17 protein-coding genes are annotated in these 19,563 nt (G+C 57.7%); 10 read left to right on the plus strand and 7 right to left on the minus strand.

Features of this window, described 5'->3' with window-relative positions:
- The first annotated feature begins 99 nt into the window (after positions 1-99).
- Positions 100-1,725 (plus strand): hydroxylamine reductase, encoded by a 1,626-nt coding sequence (hcp, locus tag ABVS15_RS00855; protein WP_369281906.1) that lies wholly within the window; start codon positions 100-102, stop codon positions 1,723-1,725.
- 49 nt (positions 1,726-1,774) lie between these two features.
- Positions 1,775-1,963: a ferredoxin gene (locus tag ABVS15_RS00860; RefSeq protein WP_293010482.1), complete on the plus strand. Its 189-nt coding sequence runs from the start codon at positions 1,775-1,777 to the stop codon at positions 1,961-1,963.
- Positions 1,964-2,144: 181 nt separating this feature from the next.
- Here ABVS15_RS00860 and ABVS15_RS00865 read toward each other — a convergent pair whose 3' ends face one another.
- The 7 genes from ABVS15_RS00865 to ABVS15_RS00895 all read right to left on the minus strand — a co-directional run bounded on the left by ABVS15_RS00865 (position 2,145) and on the right by ABVS15_RS00895 (position 12,624).
- Complete coding sequence (locus ABVS15_RS00865) at positions 2,145-2,738, minus strand: TetR/AcrR family transcriptional regulator (protein ID WP_369281907.1); 594 nt, start codon at positions 2,736-2,738, stop codon at positions 2,145-2,147.
- Complete coding sequence (locus ABVS15_RS00870) at positions 2,722-5,859, minus strand: efflux RND transporter permease subunit (RefSeq protein ID WP_369281908.1); 3,138 nt, start codon at positions 5,857-5,859, stop codon at positions 2,722-2,724. The genes ABVS15_RS00865 and ABVS15_RS00870 overlap by 17 nt, the downstream gene beginning before the upstream one ends.
- Positions 5,856-7,076, minus strand: a complete 1,221-nt coding sequence (locus ABVS15_RS00875) for an efflux RND transporter periplasmic adaptor subunit (RefSeq protein ID WP_369281909.1) — start codon at positions 7,074-7,076, stop codon at positions 5,856-5,858. The genes ABVS15_RS00870 and ABVS15_RS00875 overlap by 4 nt, the downstream gene beginning before the upstream one ends.
- Before the next feature lie 27 nt (positions 7,077-7,103).
- Positions 7,104-8,462: a TolC family protein gene (locus tag ABVS15_RS00880; RefSeq protein ID WP_369281910.1), complete on the minus strand. Its 1,359-nt coding sequence runs from the start codon at positions 8,460-8,462 to the stop codon at positions 7,104-7,106.
- A 241-nt stretch (positions 8,463-8,703) separates the two neighbouring features.
- Positions 8,704-10,215: an ATP-binding protein gene (locus tag ABVS15_RS00885; RefSeq protein WP_369281911.1), complete on the minus strand. Its 1,512-nt coding sequence runs from the start codon at positions 10,213-10,215 to the stop codon at positions 8,704-8,706.
- Between the two features lie 12 nt (positions 10,216-10,227).
- On the minus strand, positions 10,228-11,622 hold the full coding sequence (locus ABVS15_RS00890; RefSeq protein WP_369281912.1) for a VWA-like domain-containing protein: 1,395 nt from the start codon (positions 11,620-11,622) through the stop codon (positions 10,228-10,230).
- Positions 11,623-11,634: 12 nt separating this feature from the next.
- Positions 11,635-12,624, minus strand: coding sequence for a leucine-rich repeat protein (locus ABVS15_RS00895; protein ID WP_369281913.1), 990 nt, complete (start codon positions 12,622-12,624; stop codon positions 11,635-11,637).
- A 228-nt stretch (positions 12,625-12,852) separates the two neighbouring features.
- Between ABVS15_RS00895 and ABVS15_RS00900 the strand changes: the two genes are divergently transcribed.
- From ABVS15_RS00900 to ABVS15_RS00935, 8 genes are all read left to right on the plus strand, one after another.
- Positions 12,853-13,227 carry a GntR family transcriptional regulator gene (locus ABVS15_RS00900; RefSeq protein WP_369281914.1) on the plus strand — a complete coding sequence of 125 codons (375 nt, stop codon included), beginning with the start codon at positions 12,853-12,855 and terminating at the stop codon, positions 13,225-13,227.
- Positions 13,228-13,230: 3 nt separating this feature from the next.
- A complete protein-coding gene (locus tag ABVS15_RS00905; RefSeq protein ID WP_369281915.1) occupies positions 13,231-14,082 on the plus strand; it encodes an ABC transporter ATP-binding protein in 852 nt (283 codons plus the stop codon).
- A complete protein-coding gene (locus tag ABVS15_RS00910; protein WP_369281916.1) occupies positions 14,079-14,696 on the plus strand; it encodes an ABC-2 transporter permease in 618 nt (205 codons plus the stop codon). The genes ABVS15_RS00905 and ABVS15_RS00910 overlap by 4 nt, the downstream gene beginning before the upstream one ends.
- A 348-nt stretch (positions 14,697-15,044) precedes the next feature.
- Positions 15,045-15,869: a transketolase gene (locus tag ABVS15_RS00915; RefSeq protein WP_369281917.1), complete on the plus strand. Its 825-nt coding sequence runs from the start codon at positions 15,045-15,047 to the stop codon at positions 15,867-15,869.
- Positions 15,869-16,852 carry a transketolase family protein gene (locus ABVS15_RS00920; protein WP_369281918.1) on the plus strand — a complete coding sequence of 328 codons (984 nt, stop codon included), beginning with the start codon at positions 15,869-15,871 and terminating at the stop codon, positions 16,850-16,852. The genes ABVS15_RS00915 and ABVS15_RS00920 overlap by 1 nt, the downstream gene beginning before the upstream one ends.
- Before the next feature lie 13 nt (positions 16,853-16,865).
- Entirely contained in the window at positions 16,866-17,933 is a 1,068-nt protein-coding gene (locus ABVS15_RS00925; RefSeq protein WP_369281919.1) for an alcohol dehydrogenase catalytic domain-containing protein, read from the plus strand.
- Positions 17,930-18,397 (plus strand): PPC domain-containing DNA-binding protein, encoded by a 468-nt coding sequence (locus ABVS15_RS00930; RefSeq protein ID WP_369281920.1) that lies wholly within the window; start codon positions 17,930-17,932, stop codon positions 18,395-18,397. Before ABVS15_RS00925 ends, ABVS15_RS00930 begins: the two co-directional genes overlap by 4 nt.
- A gap of 59 nt (positions 18,398-18,456) precedes the next feature.
- Positions 18,457-19,485, plus strand: coding sequence for a TRAP transporter substrate-binding protein (locus ABVS15_RS00935; RefSeq protein ID WP_369281921.1), 1,029 nt, complete (start codon positions 18,457-18,459; stop codon positions 19,483-19,485).
- Positions 19,486-19,563: the final 78 nt, after the last annotated feature.

Consider the following 19,563-nt stretch of genomic DNA (forward strand, 5'->3'; position numbering starts at 1 on the left):
GATGTTAGGTATCAGCCGACGGAAACAAAAGCGCATCATCCCATTCCCATAATATCCCCATCAATAAGTTCCATAAATACAAAAGGAGGAAAAAAGGAAATGAGTATGTTCTGCTACCAGTGTCAGGAAACCGCCGGAGGAAAGGGCTGCACCGTGCGCGGCGTGTGCGGCAAAAACGAGGAGGTGGCCAAGCTTCAGGATTTGCTGATTTACACCCTCAAGGGCGTATCGGAACGGGTCATTCAGGGAAAGCTGGATGTCGGTGCCATGCCCGGGACAAACCGCGAGGTAATCAACAGCCTGTTCATGACCATCACCAACGCCAACTTTGACGACGGCTCCATCGAGGTGCAAATCAAGCGGATGCTGTCCATCCGGGACGGCCTGACGACTCCTGCCGAAGGTCTGCATGACGCGGCCACCTTTACGGTGAATGACCGGGCCTCCATGCTGGAAAAAGCGGCGGACGTTGGCGTACTGTCCACGGAGAACGAGGACGTGCGCTCCCTGCGGGAAATGATCATTTATGGCGTGAAAGGCATGGCCGCCTATGCCGAGCACGCGGCAAACCTCGGGAAAAAGGACGACAGCATCAGCGCCTTTATTTACGAGGCTCTGGCCGCCACGCTGGACGACACCCTCACCGCCGACGATCTGGTGGCCCTGACGCTGAAAACCGGTGAGTATGGCGTGAAGACCATGGCGCTGCTGGATGAGGCCAATACCTCTAAATACGGCAGCCCCGAAATTACCGAGGTAAACATCGGCGTTCGGAAAAATCCCGCCATCCTGATTTCCGGCCACGATCTGGCCGACCTCGAACAGCTCCTGGAGCAGACGAAGGGCACCGGCGTGGACGTTTACACCCACGGCGAGATGCTGCCCGCCCACTACTATCCCTTCTTCAAGAAGTACGATAACTTTGTGGGAAACTACGGCGGCTCCTGGTGGCGGCAGGTGGATGAGTTCGGTCCGTTCCACGGCCCCATTCTCTTCACCACCAACTGCATTGTGCCCCCCAGAAGTGAGGAAATCCGCGCCAGAATTTTCACCACCGGCTCCTCCGGCTATCCCGACTGCCGGCATATCGACCCCGACAAAACCGGCAAAAAAGATTTTTCCGAAGTGATCGCTCTGGCCAAAACCCTGCCCGCTCCCGAGGAAATTGAGACTGGCAGCATCGTGGGCGGCTTTGCCCACAATCAGGTGCTGGCCCTTGCGGACAAGGTGGTGGATGCCGTGAAATCCGGCGCCATCCGGAAGTTTTTCGTCATGGCCGGATGCGATGGGCGCATGAAGTCCCGGGAGTATTACACCGAGTTTGCCAAAAAGCTCCCGGCGGACACCGTGATTCTCACGGCAGGCTGCGCCAAATACCGTTACAACAAGCTGGGCCTTGGCGACATCGGCGGCATTCCCAGAGTGCTGGACGCCGGTCAGTGCAACGACTCCTACTCTCTGGCGGTCATCGCCATGAAGCTTCAGGAGGTCTTTGGCCTGGACGACATCAACAAGCTGCCCATCGCGTTTAATATCGCCTGGTATGAGCAAAAGGCCGTCATCGTGCTGCTGGCGCTTTTGTATCTGGGCGTGAAGAACATCCATCTGGGTCCCACCCTGCCGGGCTTTTTGTCCCCCAATGTGGCAAAGGTACTGGTAGAAAAATTCGGCATTGCAGGCATCGGAACGGTTGAGGACGACATCAACCTGTTTTTGAACGCCTGATTGCAAACGCATTTATCTGAGGGAACTGAAAGGAAGGAGATTTGGCATTATGAACGCAAAAATTGACAGAAATGGCTGCATTTCCTGTGGGCTGTGCGAGTCCACCTGTCCCGAGGTCTTCCGCATGGGCGACGACGGCCCGGCGGAGGTCTACACCGACCCCGTGCCCACCGATGCGGAGAGCGCGGCGGAGGAGGCCCGGGATGGCTGTCCCGTCTCCGTCATCTCTCTGGAGTGACACAGACACTGGCATGAACCCCCGGCGCAATTGAACTTTCCCCCATACTTGAATTTTCCCCATCTTTGAAGTCGAAAAAGCGCCCGCCCGAACGGCAAATCCGTTCAGGCGGGCGCTCGGCTATTTGGAAGGCAAATAAACTCATCTTTGCGACGTGGGTATGCTTTGCTTCTCCTGTGTATCAGGCGTTTTTTAACGTTTCGGTGGTCCGGAGGCCCCGAAGCGCCAGCTTCACCAGTGCCTTTACCGGCTCCTCTTTCCCCAGCTGCCGCAGGCGGAGAATCAGATGCGGGTTGGGGAGCCCCAGCAAAATTGCCGCGGCAATGCTCACATCCATATCCTCCACCAGTTCTCCTGCCGCCTGCGCACGGAGAATGGCCTGTTCCAAGATGGACGCCATATCCCCTGCAAGGTCTTCCACCACTGTCTCCAGCGCGTTGATGGAATCCCGGGTAAAGACCCGCACAACCTCATTGAAATCAACATTTCCGGCCATATCCAGCATCATTTCCACATAAAGCTCCATCTGCGCGGAAAAGGAAATGTCCCGGCTGAAAATAGATAAAATCTCCTCTTTTATTTGTCCAATTTTCATTTCGCAGGATGCGATAATCAGCTCCGTTTTAGAGGGAAAGTACTCGTATATCGTTGACTTTCCGATCCCTGCCCGGGCAGCGATTTCCGACATAGAGGCTCCGTCCACGCCCCGGAGGCCAAACTCCGTCAGCGCGGCGTGCAATATGTCGGCGCGGCGCCGGTCACTGATCTTCGACACTGAGGATCTCCTCCTTCTTTTCCGGCGCGGATTTTCCCTTTTTGGCCGCGCGTTTATCTGCAAAATTTTGCCTGAAACTGTCCAGAATGCTGTAATACACCGGCGTGAACAGCAACGTTACAACAGTGGAGAGCAACATGCCGGTAATCATAGAGATGGCCATGGGCTTCATCATTTCGGCCCCCTCGCCCACACCCACGGCCATGGGTAAAAGTCCCAGAACCGTTGTAAGCATGGTCATCATCACAGGCCGGACGCGGCGGGGGCAGGCCTTCAAAATCGCCTCGTCCTTCTCCTCGCCCCGCAGCCGACGGATTTTGATGTAATCCACCAGCACGATGGCGGAGTTGACCACGGTTCCCGCCAGCATAATCACGCTGACCAGAGAGACGATGGAGATTTTCATGCCGAACAGGAACTGCGTGGACAGCGAACCCAGCAGGCTCACCGGCAGAATCATCATGACGATGACCGGCATCAGGAACGACTCGAACTGGGATGCCAGCACGAAATACACCAGGCCCAGCGCCACAATCAGCGCGGTGCCCAGGCTCTGGAAGGATTCCATCATATCGGCGCTTTCGCCCGCCATATCCACAGTGATTCCCTCCGGGGGCTGATAGCCATCCACCACGGTTTTAACAGACTTGGAAATGCCCACCGAATCGTCCGTACGGCTGTCGCCGGTGACGGTGATGGTGCGGCTCTGATTCTGGCGGATGATGGTCTGGGGCGCCATCACCACCTCTACGTTTGCCACCATGTTCAAAGGAACAGCACTGCCCGTGGGCGTGGTAATCAGCATGGAGCGCAGCGCGTCCAGGCTTTTGCCCGCATCGACCTCGCCCCGGACCACCACATCAATCTCCTCGCCGTTTACCTTTAGAATTGTGGCGGTGGAGCCGGTGAGCTGACTGCGCACAGCGGTACCGATGGTGGCGGCGGTAAGCCCGTACTGCGCGGCCACATCCCGGCGCAGCGTCACGTCCACCTCCGGCACCTGATCCCCGGCGCTGGATTTCAGGTCCACCGCGTCGGGCACGCCGTCGGCAATTTGCTTCAAAAGATCGTCCGCCGCCACCTTCAGCTCATCGTAATCGTCGCCGGAAAGGGTGAGCTGGATGGGGGCGCCGCTCATGGAGGACATATCCATCATGCCCGCAGAGGACACGGTGATTTCCGACCCGGCAATATCCCGTAAATCCTCCCGCAAACCGTTTCCAATTTCCTCGGCGGAGCGGTGGCGGTCCTCGATGGAAACGAGATTCAGCGTCACGGAGGTCGCGTTGTCACCGGTCATGCTGCTCATGGTGCCGCCGCCGGTGGTATAGTAAATGTCCTTAATCTCCGGGACGGTATCCATGGCAATGTCCACCACCTGCTCGGCGATGTGCTGTGCCTCCTCCGTCTCGGTTCCCGTGGGAAGGCTCACGGTGACGGTGACGCTGCTCTGGTCCATAGACGGCATCATCTCAAAGCCAGAGAACGCAATGATACCGATGAAGACCACAATCATGGCAAGGGTCGCCAGCATGGCACGCTTGCGATGATGGATATAATAGTCCAGCTTTTTCACATACCAGTCGGACAGGCGGGTGCTTTTCGCTTTTTTTGCCGCCTCCATGGCCTGTGCGTTGGCTTTCAGGCTCTTTTTCTGGCCGTGGCCCAAAAGCATATAGCTCAAAAGCGGCACGATGGTCAGCGCCACAATCAAAGACATGCCGATCAGGGTGCAGATGGTCAGGCAGAAATCGTAGAACATCATGCCCACAATTCCGTCGGTCAAGCCCAGAGGGAGAAACACCGCCACGGTGGTCAGCGTGGAGGCCACGATGGACAAAGACACCTCTCCCGTTCCCTTGGTACAGGCGGAGTAGTTATCGTGTCCGTCGGCGCGGTAATGGAAAATATTCTCCAACACCACGATGGAGTTATCCACAATCATTCCCACACCCATGGCCACACCGCCAAGGCTCATCATGTTCAGCGTAATGCCCAGCACCCGCATCAAAAGAAACACCGACACAATACAAAGGGGCATGGACACAGAGATGACCATGGTGGCGCCCCAGTCCCGCAGGAACACAAACAGCACCAGCGCGGCCAGCAGCACGCCCATGATGATGTTGGAAATGGCACTATCCACGGACATATTGATATAGTCGCTCTGGTCCATCAGCACGGACCATTCCAAGGTCGGATTCTCCTGCGCGATGTCCTCCATGGCCGCGCTCACGCTTCTGGCGGTGACCACGGTGTTCACGTCGGACTGCTTGTTCACAGACAGGAGCACGCAGTCTTCCCCGCCCACCCGGGCGATAGAACTGCGCTCCTGAGGCTTGAGATAGACGTTTGCCACCTCTCCCAACCGGACGGTTCCGCCGGTGGGCAGAGGAATCAGGCAGTTGGCCACATCCTCCGCAGAGGTAAACTGTCCGTCGGTCCGCACAGACAGGGTATTTGCTCCGCTGTCCACGCTGCCGGCGGGAATGGCCACATTCTCCGCCGAGAGAATCTGGGCGATATACGTGAGAGACAGTCCGTAACCTGCCAGCTTCTCCGTGTAGGTTTCCACCGCAATCTCGTTTTCAAAGCCACCCTGTACATCCACAGAGGCCACGCCATCAATGCGCTCCAGCGCAGGGGAAATGGTATCGTCCGCTGCGGCCTGAAGAGTCGCGAGATCAGCGCCCCGCAGCGCAATGACCATAACGGGCATGGCGTCCATGTCCATGGCCATCATCACCGGGTCACTGGCGCCGTCGGGCAAGGTACTTTTCACCATGCCGACTTTGTCCCGCAAATCCGTCATGGCGCTGTCCAGATTGGTTCCGTCGGTAAAAGTCACCAGCACAATGGACATGTTTTCAACGGAGTAGGAATAGAGCTCATCCATGCCCGACACCGACGCGGAAGCGCTTTCCAGCGGGACGGTGACCAGGTTCTCCACTTCCTGTGGACCCGCCTGATACGTGGAATACATCAGCACCATCGGAAGCTCGATGTCCGGCATCAGCGCCAAAGGCAGCTGGGAAAAGCCCATCACGCCAAAGACCGCCACCATCACGCAGGCCATGATGGTGGTAACCCTGTGGCGGATGGAAAATGAAACGATATTCATTCCGCCTTGCCCTCCGCGCTTTGGGCCGCCTGAGAGGCAGCTGCGTCAGAGGAGGCCGCGCCGCTCTCAGCGCCGGACGTGTCGGGGTCGGAGGAGTCCGCGCCGACCTCCGGTACCGGGGCGTTGGTGACACGCACGGGGGCCCCGTCGCTGAGATAGCTCTGCCCCCGCGTCACAAGCTGCTCGCCGCCGTGGAGCCCGGAGGTAATCTCCGTCTGCTTCTCACCCACAAGGCCGGTGGTCACATTTACCTGATAGGCCGTGTCGCCGTCCACCACGTAGACAGACTGGCTTCCATCCTCTCCCGTGAGAACCGTCTCCGTGGGGATGAGCACCGTGCCCGTCCGGGAATCGGTGCGGAAGGTGGCCCGGGCAAACATGCCGATGGAGACTTTCATATCCTTGGGCAAATCGATATGTACCTCATACAGTGCCGAGGGCAGGCTGACTGCGGAGGCAACAGAAGCCACCGTTCCCTGCACTGGCGTCTCTCCCACGGAGGGAATGTTGATTTCCACTGCGTCCCCCACGTGGATGGAGGGCTGCAGCGTCTCGGAGATGCTGACCACCACCTGGGGATGGCCGATTTCGGAAATCACCGCCCCCACAGTGCCGGGAGCCACGGCCACTCCCGCGGTCACGTTGACGCTGGAGACAGTTCCGGCGATGGGAGCCGTGACCGTGGGGCTGTTCAAAATATCCCACACATCGTCCAGCCCCATCTGGGTCAGGGTGCTCTTTCGAGCGTTTTCCGCCTGCATAAGCCCCAGCTTTGCCTGATCCACCTGATTCTGGCTCACAGCCCCAAGGGCAAAGAGGGCCTGAAGATTCTGATAGCTTTCCCCGGCCTGACTGACCTGCTCATCCAAAAGCTCCCGGGTGCCGGAATAGGTTTCCAGCGCACTGCCGTATGTATCCTGCAAATCGGCGGTATCCAGCGTAAACAACGCATCCCCGGCGGCCACGGCGTCGCCGGCCTTTGCCGTCACGCTTTTGACCTTGCAGGAAACCTTGCTCAAAACCGGTACGTTGCGGTTGGCGGTGACGCTGCCGGTGACGGTGCTTTCGGTGGCGATGTCGCCCAGCTCCACCGTTTGGGTTTCCACGGCAGTGCCCTTGACCTCTTCCTCGGAGGAATCGCCCGCCTGACCGCAGCCCGTCAGGATGCCCAGCAGCAGCGCCGCCGTCAGCAGCGCGGAAAGAGTTTTTGTTTTCATAGTGCTCTCCTTTATTTCTGACCGGCCTTACACAAGGCCGTACTTTGTGGCGCTGACATAGGCGTGGTAAGCGCTGAACAGGTTCCGCTGGGCCGTGTTCAAATCGTCCTGCGCGCTGTCCAGATTGCTTTTGGCGGCAAGGTATTCTTCGTGGGACGCCATTCCAAGCTCATACTTCTTGGCGGCGATGTCAAAGGTCCTCTGTTGAAAATCCACCGTCTCCTGCGCCGCGCTCACCAGCCGGACATTTTCCGGCACGGCCATGCAAACGCCCTTAAAGCCAGAGGCAAAGCTGTTTTGCGCCGCGATACGCGCATGTTTATTCACGGGGCCGGAATCCTCCCCGAAGGCAATCTCCGCGTTGGCCACATCCACATTTTTGGCGGCGGCGGTGCTCAGCATCTTGTCATAGTTCACGGCGTCCAACTCCGCCTGTGTGGGTACGGGCAGCTCGCCCAGCTTCACCGTGCCGCTCATCTCCATGTCGCACATGCCCTCCAGCAGCAGCTTATTCGTGGTCACCTGATACTTCAAAGCCTCCATCTGGCTGGCAACCTGCGCCCGCTGGTGACGGGCACTCTCCACGTCATAAGCGGAAGCCATGCCCAGCTCCTTCTGCTTTTCAACAATGGCCACCGCTCTGTCCAACGCGTCCAGTCCCCGCTGCACGGCAGGCAGTGTGTCCTCCATGGCAACAATGCCTACGTAAAGCTGCTCCGCGCCACTGATGACCTTTTCAATGGCGTTGTTCAGCGTGTTTTTCGTGCTGCCCATGGTATTATCCACGTTGATGACCTGGGCATAATTCTGCGCAACCGCGCTTTGCAGCGAAAGGACATTTGCATTCAGCGCGATGCGGAGCGCCTGGTAAACCGTGGGGTCAAGATCTCCGGCCTCCATCGCGCTTTCCACCATTCCAAGGGCTGCGGTGGTGCTTTCCAGCATTTCACGAAGCGTACCGCTGGCGCTCCACAGGCTGTCCTGCGTCATGCCGTTTACATCCATGATCTGCGCTTTCAGGGATTGAATGGTCGGGTTGTAATTCAGCAGCGCCCCCCGCAGGTTTTCAAAGCTGATGCCACTGGCGCTGTTGTTGGGTTTCAGCTGAAGATTTTGTACACTGCTTGCCAGCAAAACATCCGTGTCTGGGAGAATCTCCCCGTTTTCCGGCTGTCCGGGTACGGAAGCATCCGGGCTTGCGGCATCCGCCTGCCCGGAAGAAGCCGCGGGCTGCGCATCCGTTCCTGCATCCGTCCCCGCCTCCACTGCGGAGGAGGAAGATGCGGTCGGCTCCGCCGGAGGCTGAACACGGTCGTCCGCCAGCACCGGCAGCGCGGCGGCCATTGTCAGCAGGGCCGCCAATAGCAGCGCGAAAGTTCGTTTCATACAGATCTCCTTTTATCTGCGCGAGGCGCAAAGTTAGTACTTGCTAAGTCTCCGACCGAACGGTCGGTCGGAGATATTTATTATAGGCGCAGGGGTCTTGTCTGTCAAGGAAAATTTCTCCGTTTGCGCACCTTTTAACAATCCGCGGCAGGAAGTAAGAATCGTTTCTAAATGCCTTCCGGCTGCGTGCTTTTACGCAAAATCACGGGGACCCGACACGCCGGGTCCCCGGTGATTTTGTTCACTCCCCTGACCGCTCTGCCGTGATTTCCCGGCGAAGTCGCGCGCGGCGGTCATCAAGCAGCAGCTCTTTGTTGTGGCGGTAGTAGGCCTCGCAACCAAAATGCTCCACAAACCAGGAGGTATCGTACCCGGCGGTAATCTCCGTCACGAAAACCACCAGCTCTTGCGAGTCGCCCAAGGCCTCCTCCAAAAAGCGGAACACACTGTCAAAGCGGCGGCCAGTATCCTCGGCGGCAGCCCTGCGGGCCTCCACCTCCGCCCCAAACCATTGCCGTACCGCGTCCATGGCCAGCTCGTCTCCCACGGCTCCGTCTGCCAGACCCTGCCGATAGCGGCCCAAGGCATCCAGCTCCCGCTGCTCCAAGCTGCGGCGTTCCTTGTCCGTCTGTCCGGCGGCGGCAGCGCGGCGCATGGCCTCCCGGCGGGCATCCTCCAGCGCCAGCAGGGCCTCCGCCGCCCCGGTTCCCGCCGCGAGGCGGGCCTTGAATTCGGTGAGGTCGGCATGGAGCAGCTCTGTCAGCGCATCCTGCATACGGACGCCGTTCGCCTCCCGTCCAAGACGGCCCAGCAGCAGCCCCAGCACCGACAGCTTTTCGTCAAAGGGGGCGGTGCGCAGCTCGGAAACCGACACGGCGGCCCATTTTCCCTCCAGAATCTCGTCCACCCGCCAGGTCCGCTGATACTTGGCGTAAAGCTCCAGATACCCGGCAAAATCCCGGGCAATGGGGGGGAGTTGGATATACTGCCCTACCACCTCGGCCCCGGCGCGCAGGCCCAGCGTCTCATAGGCAAAAAGCAGCTCGCTCAAATCCTCCCAGCCTCGGGCCGTGGCAAACTGCACGCCGTCCACCGTAGTTTCGATGCGGTAAAAGTTCTCCCGCTTGCTGTCCAGATACGACACCACCGCCCCGTGAAGTCCTTTGCGGCGGGCATATTCCTTCCAAACGGCGAAATCTTCGGCAATGTCCATGCGCTTCACCCGGTCCAGCGTCACCACGTCAAAATCCCGGACAGAGCGGTTATACTCCGGGGGATTTCCCGCCGCGGCGATGAGCCAGCCCTCCGGCAGCTTCTGGTTGCCGAAGGTCTTGTTCTGCAAAAATTGCAGCATCATGGGCGCCAGCGTCTCGCTGACGCAATTGATTTCGTCCAGAAACAAAATCCCCTCCCGCAGCCTGGTCTGCTCCATCAGGTCGTACACCGAAGCAAGAATTTCGCTCATGGTGTACTCCGTGACGGAAAATTCCCGCCCGTCATAGGTCCGCTTTTCAATAAAAGGCAATCCCACGGCGCTCTGCCGGGTATGGTGGGTGATGGTGTAGGACACAAGGCCCACGCCTGTCTCCGCTGCAACCTGCTCCATAATCTGGGTTTTACCAATGCCCGGAGGGCCCATCAGCAGCACGGGCCGCTGACGGTTGGCGGGAATCAGGTAGTTCCCCAGCTCGTCCTTGGCAAGGTACGCCCGCAGAGTATTTATAAGCTCCTCTTTTGCCTGTTTGATGTTCATTCGTCCGTCTCCTTACAGCTCCGGCAATTCCAGAAGGTCATCCTCGTCCCGTCCGTCCGCTTCGCCGGGTTTCTCCGTATGCGCCGCTTCTCCCGCCTGATGCGCGGCGGTTTCCAGCTCCTGCTCCGTCAGCGTCAGCCGGATGGCCCATGGCGGCACATCCACCGCCAACGCCGGGTCCTCCGGCAACACAAACGCCGCTTCATAGGGCGGGCGCTTTTCGGGATACCGGCCCATTCCGTCGGTAAAGTAAATCAGACCCCGCAAGCACGCCAGCTCCCCGGCGGCGCGCAGCGCCTCCACATGGGAAAACACCGGGCGGAAGTCCGTGGCGCTGCCGCCGATGAGGTGAAAGTCCTCCATATAGGCCTTCAAATCCTTTAAATCATGGAGTACCGTATCATCCCGCACCCGGTCATCGCATTGGATGACCCGGATGTTCACTCGGGTGGAAAAGATTTCCGTACTTTTGAGAATCGAATAGGTGGCGGAGAGAAATTTCCGCACCAGCTCCCCGGAGGTGGACATGGAGGTATCAATTGCGATGACAAAGTCCTCGATGCGCTTTTCCTCCCGCGTCTCCGGCGGCTCCACCAAGGGCAGATTGCCATAAAGCCGCAGTCCGTAAGCATAGAAGCCGTAGTCAAAGCCGTCCGCGTCCACGCCCTGTACCTCCCGGGGGACAGCAAACCGTTTAAGAAAGGCCCGGTAGTCAACGCCCGGACGATTCGCCACTTTCACCTGCTCATACACCGCCTCACCGCCCACGGCCCTGCCCGCCAGCACCGTTTCCATCCCCGTCTGCGCCCGCTCCGACGCGGTGCGCCACTTCTGGTCCTGCCGCTCATTACGCTCCTGATCCTTTTTCCCCTGGGGGTCCCAAAGCCCGTGGTCGTCGGCAAAAAACTCCCGCTGGAGCCGCGCCCGCTCGTATTCCGGCAGATCCCGGCGCAAAAGCTCCCGGTAAATTCCCTCGGCGGTGAGTACCTTCATATGCTCCCGCAGACTTCCGTACAGACTGCGGCGCATGGGTGCGGGGGCAATTCCAAGGCAGGGGCTGGCCAGTCCGTCCAGAATGCTCTCCACGGCAATGTCGCAGCTCAAGTCCCATAGCTTCGGTTCCCGGCCCTGCTTCTTGGCAAGATGGCGCAGCAGGCAATGGAGAATCGTGTGGAGATAGGCCCGGTTGATGCTCTCCGCCCCCCGCAAAAAGCGCTCGGAGAGATAGTCCGCATCGTAATATAATTTTTCCCCGTCGGTGGCAATGGCCAGCGTCATCCCGTTTGCCGGAAGAAACGCAAGCCCGCTCAGCGCCGCGTCCAGATAGGGAAAATTCAGATACAGCTCACTCTGGGCCGCCCGCAGGATTTCAAGCCCCAGCTCCTCCCGGGTTTTTTTCTCCGCCACAGCGCCGCCCCCTTACAAGTCAAATGATTTATGAAGTCCTTCCGGGGCCGTTTGCCCCAGACGCTCCAGCAGCAGCGCCAGCGGCTCTGTAAGCCCCAGCCGCCGGGCCGTCTCCGCCGCCGTGCGCAGCGCATTTGCATCCGCACCGCTCAGGGGCAGGAACCATGCAAGGCCCCGGCTGTCCCGCTCTTCAAGAAGCCATGCCAGCGTGTCGCCCACCCTGCTCTTCAAATACGTGAAATAGCGCTTCTCTGATTGTTCCGTCAACTCCCGGGGTGCACGCAGCCGGTGCCATGCAAGGCGCAGGGCGCAGTTTGGGTCGTGCTCTTTCTCCAAAAGGCCGGGAAACAGCCGGTCGTACTCCTGAAGAGACAGCGCCCGGTCCCGGAATACATGGCGATAGGGATAGCCCGAGCCGTAGAGGTGAAAATCAAAGTGGTGGGCTGGGGCGTTTTCCTCCAATACCTCCCGGTACTCGGGGAAAATCAGCCGCGCGGTCCCCCCATCGGGAAAGTCCACGTTTACGTCCAGCTCTGTGGCCAGTTCATCTGCAAAATAAGCAAGGCTCTCCACCCTTGCGTCTCGCGCCCGGATAAAAAACCGGCGCAAATCACCGCAGTTCATCAACACCCCGCTTCCCCAATCGTTCATGGGCTCCGCAAGGTGCAGCTCTTTCAGGGCAGAGCAGTTGTAAAACGCGTAATCTCCCACCCGCCGCATCGTGGGCGGCAGAGTCACGGCCTCGATGCCCCGTGGATTGTCCCCCTGCACTCCCCCTCCGCAAACAATGCACAGGGGTTCGCCCTCCGGTGCGGGGCGGTTGGGAGAAAACGCATGGTGGCCCAGCGCCGTCACCGGCAGGCCCCGGACCCGCTCCGGCAGAAAAACGTGCTGTTCCCCCGAGGTAACAGCCGTCACCTCCGCCCCATCGGGCGCGGGCTTCCACCAGAGCGTCAGCGCGCCCTGTCCCATCTCTGTCTCCACGCGCTCACTCCCCTGCATCTCATCTGGTACTCCTGCGGGCGCAAAGCGCCGCCGGGATATTCGCAGTTCAAGCAGGCATGCGCCTGCAACGCGGACATTGTACCATAGTTTCCTCCGATTTTACAGTGTTTTCCCCGTTGATTCCCCGGCGCGGCAAAAAACGCTTAAAAATTCCGAAATTTCCCCCTTGACATTTCTTTTTAACTGTATATACTGTATATGAACAGTATGTGAGGTGATTACAGCTTGGAAATTTTATTGAGCAATTCCTCCAGCGCACCCATCTACGAGCAGATTGCCGCCCAGATTCGGGACCAGATTGTGGCGGGGACGTTGGAGCAGAGAGCGGCACTGCCCTCTATCCGGGCACTGGCAAAGGACCTGCGCATCTCCGTCATCACCACCAAGCGAGCCTATGACGAGCTGGAAGCGGAGGGCTTTGTCTACACGGTGGCAGGCAAGGGCTGCTTTGTGGCGGAGCAGAACACAGAGCTGATTCGGGAAAGCCGCCTGCGGGAGATCGAGGGCCACTTGCAGGCAGCCGCCGACCTTGCCAGGAGCTGCCGTGTCACAGACGAAGAGCTTCTTTCAATGCTGCGAATTATTATAGAGGGGGAATGAACTATGGATGCGATTGAAATAAAGAATGTGAGCAAGCGCCTCGGCGACTTTGCCATACAGGATTTGAGCCTTGTGCTGCCCCAGGGGTCTATCTGCGGGCTGGTGGGAGAAAACGGAGCGGGAAAGACCACCGCCATTCGCCTGATTATGGACGCACTGCGGCCCGACAGCGGCGAAATCCGTGTGTTGGGGGTGGATAACCGCAGCCCGGAATTTCATCAGGTAAAGGAGGACGTGGGTATCGTGCTGGACGAGGCCCATTTTCCTGAAACGCTGAATGCCCGGCAGGTGGGCCTGATCATGGCGGACACGTATCAGCGCTGGGACGCGGCGGCTTACGACGGGTTTTTAAAGCGCTTCGGCCTACCACTAAAAAAGGCATTCAAGGATTACTCCCGGGGTATGACCATGAAGCTTGCCATCGCCGTGGCTCTGAGCCATAGCCCGAAGCTGTTGATTCTGGACGAGGCCACCAGCGGACTGGACCCCATTGTGCGGGATGAGATTCTGGAGATTTTTTCAGAGTTTACCCGGGACGAAAGCTGTTCCATTCTCATCTCCTCCCACATCGTCAGCGACCTTGAGAAGCTGTGCGATTACATCGCGTTTCTTCACAGGGGCCGCCTGCGGTTTTCTATGGAAAAGGACGCTTTACGGGACGAATATGGCATTGTTGCTTGTAGCAAAAGCCGCCTTTCAGAGCTGCCCGAGGGAGCGGTGCTGGGCACGGAGGAATCGCCCTACGGCGTGCGCGCGCTGGTAAAGCGGCGCCTGGTTCCCGCCTCGCTGCCGGTGGAGCGGCCCAGTCTTGAGGACATCATTCTGTTTCTGGTAAAGGGGGAAAAGCAGGCATGAAGGCACTTTTGAAAAAGGATATTTTTGTGCTTCTTCGGCAAATGCGGATGTTTCTTTTAATGATTGCAATTTTTGCGGTGATTCCTCGGGGAAACATGACCGTGTTTGCAATTGTCTACTGCGGGATGCTGCCCTATACCGCCATGGCCTATGATGAGCGAAGCAAATGGGACGATCTGGCCGCCATGATGCCCTATACCGCCAGTGACGTGGTTATGAGCAAATATGTGCTGGGCTGGCTGGCGGTGGGCTGCGCGACGGTTTTGAGCGCCCTGAGCAATTTCCTGCTGGGGCTGTTTGTCACAACGGACCTTTCCTCCGCCGCGCTGCTGCCGTACATGTGCATGGGATTTTTGATGATGGCCGTGACCATGCCCATTATGTTCCGTTTCGGTGTGGAAAAAGGAAGAATGTTTTTCATTCTTCTGATGGTTTTCGTGGCCGTGGGCGGCGCGGGGCTGGTGGCTGGACTGGTAGATTCCGGTGAGAGCGGGGAGATTCCCAAGACGATGCTTGCCTTTGTTCAGGTCGGCATCCCTGTACTGTCCGCCGCGCTGACGGCGGCGTCTATCCCGCTGTCCATGGCCATGTACAAAAAGCACAGATACCACTAAGCGCGCACAGGATACCAGCCCACTCTGTCATGGCCTTCAAAAGGTTCCCAACAAGAGCGCACGTTCAGCCACACCTCCATAAGAACACATAATAAAACGCAGGAAATACGGAACATGAATCGGCAGACAGCGGGAATTCGCTGTCTGTCGATTTTTTAATGCAGCTTTCCAAAACATGGAACAACGTTGCTCTTACGTCGTTTTCCGGAAATTTTATTAAATGTCACAAAAACAAGCCTTACTTTTCATAGATATTCATTCTTGACGCGTTTACAGCCCAATGATAGTATAACGTATAAACATCCTACGTTGGATGAAATAAAGTCAAAGAAGAGGAAGGGAGCCATCATGAATAAAGAAGAACTCATCGATAAAGCGTATGAAGTTCGTAAAAACGTTCTGAGAATGGCACATGTGGACAAGCGCGGTTTTATTTCTCAATCCCTTGGTGCTGCGGACTTTTTGACAGTGCTGTATTCCCACGCCATGCGGTTTCATGCCGACGATCCGAAGTGGGAAGGCCGAGACAGATTTCTCCTCTCAGCCGGGCACAATGCCATTGCCGTATACGCGGCGATGGCGGAGGAAGGCTTTTTCCCCAAGGACTGGCTGGATACCTACGGCCTTGACAACAGCCGTCTCCCCATGTCCTGCATGCCTGCTTATACGCCTGGCATCGAAATTTCCGGCGGCTCCATTGGCCTTGGACTGCCCATTGCCGTGGGCATGGCGATGGGCCTGAAACTAAAGAACTCTGATGCAAAGGTCTACGTCATGATGGGCGACGGAGAGATGGCGGAGGGCCCCACGTGGGAGGCCGCTATGTCCGCCGGCGCTTATCAGCTGGACAACATTATCGGGATTGTAGACATCAACGGGATTCAGGCGGACGGCCTTACCAACGCGGTCATGGATACCGAGCCTCTGCATGAGAAATTCAGCGCCTTCAAGTTCGATGTGCAGCGGATCAACGGAAACAGCATTACGCAGGTGATGGAGGCTGTGGACAAGGCCAGAAACTCCACCGAAAAGAAGCCCCACATGATTCTTTGCGATACCGTGCCCGGCACGGGTGTTCCCTTCCTGATCGGCAATCAGAAAAGCCATTTTATCAGTCTGGACGCAGAGGGCTGGGAACGGGCATTCAGCGAATTGGAAAGGGGTAAGGACTAATGAGCAACGGTATCAAAAGTGTGATCAGCGACTCCAACGTCGCAACAAATCATCCGACCATGGCAGAGCCCTTTGGCAATGCGTTGATTGAGCTGGCCAAGGAAAATGATAAAATTATCGGCCTGAGCGCGGACCTTGCCAAGTATACGGACATCCATGTCTTCCGCGACGCCTTTCCCCAGCGGTTCTATAACGTCGGCATGTCCGAGCAGCTTCTGATGTGTGCTGCCGGAGGCTTGGCTAAGGAGGGGTTCATCCCCTTTGCCACTACATACGCCACGTTTATTGCCAGAAGATGCTACGACTTCATTTCCCAGGCAATTTGCGAGCATAACACCAATGTAAAGATTATCGGCGGTCTGCCCGGCCTTCAGTCAGGCTACGGTCCCAGCCATCAGGCCACGGACGATCTGGCAATCCTCGGTTCCATGCCCAATCTGACCATCATCGACCCCTGCGATGCGCTGGAAATGCAGCAGGCCACCAAGGCAGTTGCCGCTTTTAACGGCCCTGTCTATATGCGACTTCTGCGCGGAAACCGCGTGCCGGTCGTTCTGGACAAGTACGATTACCAGTTTGAAATCGGAAAGGCCAAGCTGCTGCGGGACGGCGCCGACGTGTTGATGATTTCCTGCGGCGAGATGACCATGCGCTGTCTGGACGCGGCGGAGGCTCTGGAAAAAGACAATATCCACGCCGCAGTTCTGCATGTTCCCACCGTTAAGCCCCTGGACAGGGAGACCATTCTGGCGGAGGTAAAGAAATCCGGACGTCTGGTGGTCACCGCCGAAAACCACAGCATTGTGGGCGGCTTGGGCAGCTTGGTCGCCAATCTGCTGGTGGACGAGCAGGTGTCCGCCGTTTTGAAGAAGATTGCCCTGCCCGACCGGTATCTTGCGGCAGGTACGCTTGAAACCTTGCAGGACACCTACGGAGTCTCCACCAAAGCGGTAATCTCGCAGGTGAAATCGTATCTGAACTAAGGAGGAGCGCACTTTGAAGGGAACGATGTGCGGCCTTGTCAAGGAGAGTGCGGCACCGGGAAAGTTTGTTTATCACACCGACCTGCCCATTCCCCAGATTAACGACGATGAGGTTTTGATCAAAATACACTGCACCGCTGTGTGCGGAACAGATCTTCATATCATGGATTGGGACAAGTGGTCCCAGGCCCGGATTAAGCCTCCGCTGATTCCCGGTCACGAGACGGCGGGCGATATTGTCGAGGTGGGCAAGGATGTCCGCGACCGCAAGGTGGGCGACCGGGTTTCCTGCGAAACTCATATTCCCTGCAACCGCTGCTGGTTTTGCAAAAACGGACTGCCCCATATCTGCAAGGATGTCAAGCTGTTCGGCGTGACGGAAAACGGCGCGTTTGCCGAATATGCCAAGATTCGGGCGGATAGCACCTTCCTGCTGGACGACGACATCTCCTATGAGACAGCCTGTTTGTTTGAACCCATGGGTGCCGGCGTGCATGGCGCTGAAAGCGCCGAGGTGGCGGGCAAAACAGTGCTTGTCAGCGGCTGCGGCCCCATCGGACTGACGGCCATCAGCGCCAGCAAGACCTTTGGCGCAAAGCTGGTCATTGCCTGCGATTTAGTGGACGAGCGCTTGGAAACAGCCCGTGAAATGGGCGCCGATGTGGTTTTGAACAGCGGCAAGTGTAATTTGGTTGAGGAAATTCAAAAGCTGACCGACGGCATCGGGGTAGATGCCGCCATCGACATTACCGGCGCGGAACCTGCCATCAGCGCCAGCCTGCGGTGTGTCCGCGCGGCGGGCAGGCTGGTATGCGTGGGCCTGCCCACCAAAAATGTCACGCTAGATCTGACCAACGACCTGATCTACCGGGAGGTTGAGATGACCGGCGTTTCCGGCAGAAAAATCTGGGATACCTGGACCGACTTTGAAACAGTGATGAAGGGCCCCTACTATAAATTGGATAAGGTCATCGGCCGCCGCTTCGCGCTGAAGGAGTTTGACAAGGCATTGGAAGCGATTCAAAGCGGCGTCCCCGGAAAAATGATACTTTACCCCTGGAAGGAGCCGCTGGAAGTATGAAACACGCTGAAGGAACCATTAAAAAAGTGCATGTACTGCGCATTGAACCGGGCGAAGACGTTCTGCTGTCCATTCAGCAATACTGTGACGAGCACCATATTCTCAGCGGAGTCATTCTTTCCGGAATCGGCAGTCTGGACGGCTGCACCTTTTTCGACCCGCAGGAAATGCCGGGCAAGCCGGGGCTTTACGGATATGTCACCCCCATCAGCCGACCCACTCCCATTGAGCTGGTAGGCCTGAACGGGATTGTCTGCGGCGAAGCCGATGGAAAGGCGGCGCCCCACATTCATGCCTGCTTTGCCGATGACGAGGGCAACGAATACGGCGGACACCTCAAGGAGGGAAACCGGGTTCTTGTAACGGTGGAGCTGGCAATTGCCGAACTGTCCGGCATTCGTATGTCCCGAAAGCTGGATCCCGTCAAGGCTGTTCCCGTGTTGTTTCCTGAGGCAGATCAATGATATACTAAGGCGATTTCCAGAAGCACCGAATGCTATATACGTAAAGAGAGGGAAAAAACATGAAGAAGAAAATTCTTGCGGCTCTGCTGTGCGCGGCAATGAGCGCCTCCCTGCTGGCCGGATGCGGCGGCAGCTCCTCCGGCGCGGGCAACGGCTCCGGCAGCACTGCTGCCGCCGGACAGAGCTACACCATGAAGATGCACCTGAGCCTTGGTGAAACCGACCCCGTGTACAAGTCCGCCGAGGTCTTTGCAAAAACCGTCAACGAAAAGACCGACGGAGCCATCACCGTGGAGCTGTATCCCAGTTCCTCCCTTGGCAACACCGCAGACTGCCTCGAGGGCCTGAGCCTTGGTATCTGCAACATTGTTTATGAATCCATCGGCAATCTGGCGTCGATGTCCTCCCTCGCCAATGTGGAGGCCGCTCCTTACCTGTACTCCGGCGTTGACCACTGGAGCGCCGTGTGGGAGGGCGAAATTGGCCAGGACATTCTGAATCAGCTGGGCGAAGACTGCGGCATGACCCTGATGGGCGCGGGCCTGCAGGGTGTGCGCGTGATGTGCAGCAACAAGCGCATCGAAACCCCTGCTGACGTGGCAGGCTTTAAGCTGCGCGTTCCCACAATCCCCATTTATCTCGACACCTGGCAGTGGCTGGGCGCTACCCCCACTCCTCTGGGCGGCAGCGAAGTCTTTACCGCAATTCAGCAGGGCACGGTCAATGGCGCGGAAAACGGCCTGACCAACATCGCCAGCCTGAGCTGGGATGAAAGCTGCGATTACATCATCGAAACCAACCACGTTTACAACACCGTTTCCTTTATCATGGATAAAAACTATTTCGCATCTCTTCCCGCCGAGTATCAGACCATCATTCAGGATGCTTCCGTGGAAGCGGGCAAGTATTGCACCAATCTGGTGATGGAAGCCACCGAGAACATTCGTCCCGAGGTGGAGGCCGCCGGCTGCGAGTTCATCAATACCGACGTGTCTCTCTGGCAGCAGGCCTTGGACGGCTTCCTGGAGGCAAAATATCCCGATTTGGTTCCTTACGCGGACGCAATTAAGGCCGCCGATCCCACCTGAACCCCGAATTGCTAACAAAGTGGGGCTTAGTGACGCTAAGCCCCACTCGGAAAACGCTAACAGAGGAGTTGAAAATCT

The sequence above is a fragment of the Oscillibacter sp. GMB15532 genome, from assembly GCF_041020825.1.
Taxonomy (GTDB): domain Bacteria; phylum Bacillota; class Clostridia; order Oscillospirales; family Oscillospiraceae; genus Oscillibacter.

What these genes read in the sequence shown, in the direction of transcription:
- ABVS15_RS00860 (WP_293010482.1), top strand. Translation starts at nt 1,775, where the DNA reads ATGAACGCAAAAATTGACAGAAATGGCTGCATTTCCTGTGGGCTGTGC.
- ABVS15_RS00915 (WP_369281917.1), top strand. Translation starts at nt 15,045, where the DNA reads ATGAATAAAGAAGAACTCATCGATAAAGCGTATGAAGTTCGTAAAAAC.
- ABVS15_RS00885 (WP_369281911.1), bottom strand. Translation starts at nt 10,215, where the DNA reads ATGAACATCAAACAGGCAAAAGAGGAGCTTATAAATACTCTGCGGGCG.
- ABVS15_RS00880 (WP_369281910.1), bottom strand. Translation starts at nt 8,462, where the DNA reads ATGAAACGAACTTTCGCGCTGCTATTGGCGGCCCTGCTGACAATGGCC.
- hcp (WP_369281906.1), top strand. Translation starts at nt 100, where the DNA reads ATGAGTATGTTCTGCTACCAGTGTCAGGAAACCGCCGGAGGAAAGGGC.
- ABVS15_RS00935 (WP_369281921.1), top strand. Translation starts at nt 18,457, where the DNA reads ATGAAGAAGAAAATTCTTGCGGCTCTGCTGTGCGCGGCAATGAGCGCC.
- ABVS15_RS00870 (WP_369281908.1), bottom strand. Translation starts at nt 5,859, where the DNA reads ATGAATATCGTTTCATTTTCCATCCGCCACAGGGTTACCACCATCATG.
- ABVS15_RS00895 (WP_369281913.1), bottom strand. Translation starts at nt 12,624, where the DNA reads ATGCAGGGGAGTGAGCGCGTGGAGACAGAGATGGGACAGGGCGCGCTG.
- ABVS15_RS00920 (WP_369281918.1), top strand. Translation starts at nt 15,869, where the DNA reads ATGAGCAACGGTATCAAAAGTGTGATCAGCGACTCCAACGTCGCAACA.
- ABVS15_RS00910 (WP_369281916.1), top strand. Translation starts at nt 14,079, where the DNA reads ATGAAGGCACTTTTGAAAAAGGATATTTTTGTGCTTCTTCGGCAAATG.
- ABVS15_RS00875 (WP_369281909.1), bottom strand. Translation starts at nt 7,076, where the DNA reads ATGAAAACAAAAACTCTTTCCGCGCTGCTGACGGCGGCGCTGCTGCTG.
- ABVS15_RS00930 (WP_369281920.1), top strand. Translation starts at nt 17,930, where the DNA reads ATGAAACACGCTGAAGGAACCATTAAAAAAGTGCATGTACTGCGCATT.
- ABVS15_RS00905 (WP_369281915.1), top strand. Translation starts at nt 13,231, where the DNA reads ATGGATGCGATTGAAATAAAGAATGTGAGCAAGCGCCTCGGCGACTTT.